Origin of the sequence: Streptomyces flavofungini, assembly GCF_041028215.1 — a bacterium.
Classification (GTDB): Bacteria; Actinomycetota; Actinomycetes; order Streptomycetales; family Streptomycetaceae; genus Streptomyces; species Streptomyces flavofungini_B.
Window position 1 is genome coordinate 1 of record NZ_JASKYR010000478.1, and the last position, 5,804, is coordinate 5,804.

The following is a 5,804-nucleotide window of genomic DNA, read 5'->3' on the forward strand; positions in this document are numbered from 1 at the left end:
CCGCCACCCCATTCCTGGCCACCTCATCCCATGCACGGTAGAAGTCACGGGCAGCGGGATCGAAGAACGTGAAGCGAAGGAGATTGGTCTCCGGCTTCATCACCGAGAAGAGCGCGACTCCCAAGTCATTGCCGGCCAAGACGTCCAACCGGCGGCTCAGTACGAGTGCCGGGGTGTGCGGCCAGGCGTTCAGCATGCGAAGCACGCCGCTTTCGACCCGCTCGGCGCGGGCGGGCCCCGGACGCGGTGCGCGAGAGGGCCGACGCACCAGCCCGTGCAGGTGCCTCAGAGCGTCGGCGTCCAATTGCAGGACGCGGCCCAGTGCGTCGAGTACCTGTTCCGAGGGATTGCGCTCGCGCCCCTGCTCCAGCCGAACGTAGTAGTCAGTGCTCACCCCGGCCAGCATCGCAACCTCTCCGCGGCGCAATCCGGGCGTGCGGCGGATGCCCTCACAACGCAGTCCCACCTGCTCGGGTGTGATCACGCTCCGCCGGGCGCGCAGGAACTCTCCAAGACGGCCGCCGCTCTGACGCTGTCTGTCCATGCCTCAACCCTAGGCATCCGCAACGGCTTTGACACGTCTGGAGGGTGGGTGCGCTACACCCATCCTCGGCAGTGCTTCGCCCGCCGCCCACAGGCACAACCCATCACAGGTCCGGCTTCACCACCGCCCGCGCTCCCGGCAGCCACAGGCCGTCCCCGCTCCGGCGTAACAGTCGGGCTCAGCGGGAGGTGGGCCTGAGTCATGGTGGAGATGACGTCGCCCGGGACGCCAAGGGGTCCCGGGCGGCAGGCGCGGGCAGGTGCCGCGCAGTCCAGCCGTTTGGGTGGGTGGAGGTCTTCGCGGTCTCAGGCCGAGGCTGGGGGAGTGGACGACTCGGCGGCGCGGCGGTATTCGGCGTTGATGCGCCGGGCTTCTTCGAGCTGGTCCTCGAGGATGACTATGCGGCAGGCGGCCTCGATCGGAGTCCCGTGGTCGACGAGCTCCCGGGCCCGGGCGGCGATGCGCAGTTGGTAGCGGGAGTAGCGGCGGTGTCCGCCCGCGGAGCGCAGCGGGGTGATCAGGCGGGCCTCGCCGATGGCGCGGAGGAAGCCCTGCGTGGTGCCGAGCATCTCGGCTGCGCGGCCCATGGTGTATGCGGGGTAGTCGTCGTCATTGAGACGGCCGATGGTGTCGTCTGCTGTCATTGCACCTCTCTGTTCTCTGTGGAACACGGTTGAGGGGCCTTGGTGTCGCATGACACCAAGGCCCCGAAGGAACTGCTACACCATCTGCCGACCGTGACACTGCGCCGGCGTTCTGTTTCCGCTGCCCCGACGGGAATGCTGCCGGGTTTGCGGGGATCGCGGTTGCTTGACCGGAGACCACCTCACTATCGATGTCCTGCGGTACCCGGGCTCAAGACGTCCGCCCGGGCGATCCTGATGGCGCCTGGCTCCTCCGTTCTCTCCTCGATGAGCAACTGCGTACTGCTGGTGCTGCGTACTGCTGGTACTGCGTACTGACTTCACTGCCGGGTACTGCGCTAACTGCGGTACTACGCACGGCGGCCCCTGATCACCGCGGGCCACCCGGTCCGGTCGCCAGTCCCGTCGCCGCCCTGCAACAACCCTGGCTTCGAAACTCCGCCACCGCACCGTCCTGCCAACTGCAACTTCGGGTACTGCTGCCCGGCAGTTCGTCTCTGCCAGGCTCCGCTGACTTCCTGGGTACGAGAGAAACCATAACCGGATCACCACCCAATGTCTACTCCAGCCACCATAGATTTTCGCGTGTTCGAAGATGAGGTAATCGAACTCGAACAGTGGTGACACGGGGCTGGCGGACCACCGGCCGGGCGCGAGCACCGTGCGGGCACCTGTCGCACAGATAGTGGTACCGCGGTGGGGTCGCCGACGGGGCGCTGCCGCGCGAGACGCCTGAGCCGTTGGAGACCGTCCAGCGGAGAGTCGAAGCACGACAGGGCGAGCTGTCGTTCTCGCCCGGGGTCTCGGCGGACACAGCTGCTCAGCCTCCGTCGATCGACTGCCCGGCTCGCTCTACTCGCCCTCCATGGCCGCCGTCCGCAACAAGCTGTACGTGGCCTACACCGGCCTCGACGGGAGGGTGTACGTCACCTGGCGCACGCCCTTCGAGGTATGGCCCCCTGCCGGGGACCGCCCAGGGCTCGCCCACCCTGACCGCCCGTGGAAGCACCCTGTACTGCGCCGTCCGTGGCACCGACGACCGGATCTACGTCAGCAGCAGCACCAACGACACCGACTGGAGCGCCTTCACCGCGGTCACCAACCCCGGCACGACCACCCTCTCCGGACCTGCCCTCAGCGCCGACAGCAACAGCCTGCACCTGCTCTACCGATCCATCGTGTGACGCCGGTTCGCGGGTGGCGGACGTAGGCTGCCCGCAGCGCACCGGTTGCTTGTGGAGAAGGGGGACCCGGTGGCCACCGCACGGTCGAGTATCTCGCCATGCTCGCCCGTACTCATCTGTTTGAGTGGTGGCACACCAAAGACACTGAGCAAGCGTCCAAGCGCATGGGGCATCAGCGTCCGGCGTGCTGATAACGAAGCCGACGGCGTGTCCGAAGACCGTCGGCAAGCCGAGAGGCACTCCTGCTCTGCACCTCCGGATGTGGACGGCCGGAGAAGTCGAACCGGCTCCAAATGTCACGGTGAACAGAGCTGCTCGGCGCAAGCAGTCCGTACTGGTCGAGCGCCTCCATCATTCTTGCTGCGACATGCAATGCGAAGTCGATGCCGGATGGACGGTCTCGTCCAGGTCCCACAACCATAATCCCCAATCCCTTGTGCACGCGTGTGTGAGAGCGTTCCAGATCGGTTCGGCACCCGGCCACGAGAATGACGAAACTCCGGGCAGATCAGAAATCGAGGACCTTCGTCACCACCAGGTGCTGATACACACCTGAGCGGCTGCGGCGACCCAAGTGCTACCTGCACGCGGCCGGCCCGATGCGCGCGGGACCGAGCATCACAGACACAGAAGGGCGGCCCTGTGCCGCCCTCCGCGTGAGTGCGCCGGAGCGCTGTCCGGCGACGGATGAGAGGAAGTCCTCATGCGCAAACCGACCGGCCCGGCCGTAGCCGCTGCCCTGGCGACATCGACTGCGATGACCGCGACGCTGATGGCCGCCTCACCGGCCCAGGCCATCGTCGGCGGCACGCAGTCACACCGGGCGTATGCGTTCTTGGGATCGTTCCAGCCGGCCTTTCCCAAGGCACCACGCCCGGACGGGCACGGTTGCGGCGTGGAGGTGCTCGCCCCGCAGTGGGTTCTGACCGCCAGCCACTGCGCGGCCAAGAACCCCACCGAAGCCAAGACAGGCGTTCCCAAGAACTGGAAGGTCCGGATCGGGTCGCTGAAGACCACCTCCGGAGGCGAGGTCGCCGAGGTCGACCACTACTACCGGCTCTCGACCTGGAAGGAGAAGCTCTGGGGCAAGGACATCGCGCTGATGCATCTGCGCACCCCGGTACGGGCGAAGCCGGTACGCATCGCCTCCAAGAGCCCGCGCGTCGGTGCTCCCGTCCGCATCATGGGCTGGGGCATGACCTGTTACGACGACACCGATGCCAAGTGCTACCCGGAGCGACTGCGGGAGGCCGACACCAAGGTGCAGCCGCCCTCGACGTGTTCGGCCACCACGACCGGTGGCAAGGAACTGTGCGTCGGCGGCCGCAACGGCCGTCCCACCGCGGCCAACATGGACTCCGGAGGGCCCGCACTGACCCGCGAGAACGGGCAGTGGGCGTTGGCGGGTGTGGTCAGCAGAGGTGACATCGACGCGCCGACGTCATACACCGATGTCACCCAGCACGCCGACTGGATCAACAGTGTCATCTCCGGCGCCCACGTACCCCCCGACAGCGCGATACCGGACGTCGAGGGTGCCGTGGACCTGCATGGCTGTGTGGGCTCGGTGATCCGCACACCCACCTCCCGGCCGCAGGACCCGGCGCTGCTGCTGACCAACGGTCACTGCGTGGAGGGAGAGCGGCCCAAGCCCGGTACCGCACTGGTGGACAAGCCCGCCGACCGGGAGGCGCCCATCGCCGACCACCAGGGATACCCCAAAGCCACCGCACGGGCGAACCGTCTGCTGTACGCGACGATGTCCGGCACCGACATCGCGCTCTACCGCCTCAACACCAGTTACGGGCAGCTGGAAGCGAAGGGCGCGAAGGTCTTCCGGCTCGCCTCCACCGCCGTACGCACCGGCGACCCGCTGGCCCTGGCCGATGCCGCAGGACGCCGGAAATGCACCGCCGAGGCCGTGGTCCCGCACCTGCGGGAAGGCGGTTACCAGCAGGACAACGCGATCCGCTACCGCACGGCAAAGGACTGCGACCCCGGGCACGGCATGTCCGGTTCGGCACTCCTGGCCCCCGACGGCCGTACCGTGGTGGGAATCCACAACACCCACAACGACCCCAACGCCGACGCCGAGCCGTGCGCCGACAACAAGCCGTGCGAGGTGCGCCGTGACGGAGCCGTGAGCTCGAAGGACGGCCGTGGCTACGGCCAGCAGACGCACGCCATCACAGACTGCCTGGCCCGAGGAACGAAGCTGGACCTCACCCTGCCCAAGTGCACCCTGACCGATGCCGCCGATCACCGGGCCCACCGCTGAGACACCGCCGCCCGCCCGCCGCCGGGCCCCTGCTGCGGGGTACGGGCCAACGCGGTGTTTCCGCCGCTGATGGCGATGGCCGCGTACCGCGGACGTCACCGCCGCGATCGGACCGCCTCTCATGTCGTCCTCGCCCAGGGCAAGCATCCGGAGGCTTCTACATCGCCCCGCTCACCGACATGCCCGCCATGCGCACCCCCGACCACCGCGGCAGCTAGGTCTGGCGGTTCTGCACCACGCCACGAATCACCCGTCGCACGTGCAGGGCAGGATGCCGTCCAGCGCGCCCGGCAAGCGCGTGTCCCCGTGTCCCTCACGGTCCCCCTCGGACGACGGGACAGCCAGAGGACCGGCGCCCCGTGCGAAGGGGACACCGTGTCGCCGAAGCTGCAAGCAGTTGCCCATCGCGCGGAACGGCAGCCTGGCTGTCGTCTTCGGCGGTGCTGCCTCGCGGGAAGAACGAAAGGGAGATCACTGTGCGTGCTGCTTACACGGTGGCTGCGGCTCTGTGTGCCGTACTCGTACCAGCAACGCAGGTAGATGCAGTGGGGGCGGCACCGGTCGCCCCCCGGCACTGCATCACCGTGCTCGACAAGCTCAAGTCCAAAGAGCGTGCATCACGAGTGGTGGAGCATCGCTGCACCAAGGCGGGGGAGAGCGCAACCGGCCTTCGCGCGAAGATGCCCCGGGCGCGCGCGCTCCTCCTCAAGCACTGGGACCTTGAACACTACGGGGGCGACCACGATGAGTTCTACGGACGTGACGGCGGGTGCGACGCCTCCGGCTACGGAATCCCGGACCTGGGAGATTTCGCCTACAAGGCGTCATCGTTCAGGAGCTACGGAACATGCACCTCGGTAACAGGATACGAGGGCGCAAGGTACGGGGGTGAAAGCACCACCTGGGACAACAGGGCCACTCCCAAGCCGATCGGTGGCATCCCTGCGCTCGCCAACAGGGACAACAACATTGAATCCTGGTGGCTCAAAGCCTCCTGAATCCTCAAGCCTGCCCGGACCCGCCATCCGTACCGCGGTCTGCCGGTGGTGAGCCCGGGCAGGGCCCGCAAGGGCGGCGCCGACCGGCCGGAGAGGCAGGTCGGCGGCGCCCTGCGTGCGTTACGGGGCGCACCGTCCCCTGGCACGGTCCTGCAC

4 protein-coding genes are annotated in these 5,804 nt (G+C 67.8%); 2 read left to right on the forward strand and 2 right to left on the reverse strand.

Annotated features, from left to right (window positions below; all coding sequences use genetic code 11):
• Together AB8Z36_RS27480 and AB8Z36_RS27485 are read right to left on the reverse strand one after the other, a co-directional pair.
• The coding region (locus tag AB8Z36_RS27480; RefSeq protein ID WP_369216069.1) for a helix-turn-helix domain-containing protein at positions 1 to 544 on the reverse strand (544 nt) is incomplete at its 3' end.
• A gap of 305 nt (positions 545 to 849) precedes the next feature.
• Positions 850 to 1,188, reverse strand: a complete 339-nt coding sequence (locus AB8Z36_RS27485) for a MerR family transcriptional regulator (RefSeq protein WP_369216070.1) — start codon at positions 1,186 to 1,188, stop codon at positions 850 to 852.
• 1,887 nt (positions 1,189 to 3,075) lie between these two features.
• Here AB8Z36_RS27485 and AB8Z36_RS27490 point away from each other — a divergent pair.
• Both AB8Z36_RS27490 and AB8Z36_RS27495 read left to right on the forward strand, forming a co-directional pair.
• On the forward strand, positions 3,076 to 4,650 hold the full coding sequence (locus AB8Z36_RS27490; RefSeq protein WP_369216071.1) for a trypsin-like serine protease: 1,575 nt from the start codon (positions 3,076 to 3,078) through the stop codon (positions 4,648 to 4,650).
• A gap of 584 nt (positions 4,651 to 5,234) precedes the next feature.
• A complete protein-coding gene (locus AB8Z36_RS27495; protein WP_369216072.1) occupies positions 5,235 to 5,648 on the forward strand; it encodes a hypothetical protein in 414 nt (137 codons plus the stop codon).
• Positions 5,649 to 5,804 lie beyond the last annotated feature (156 nt).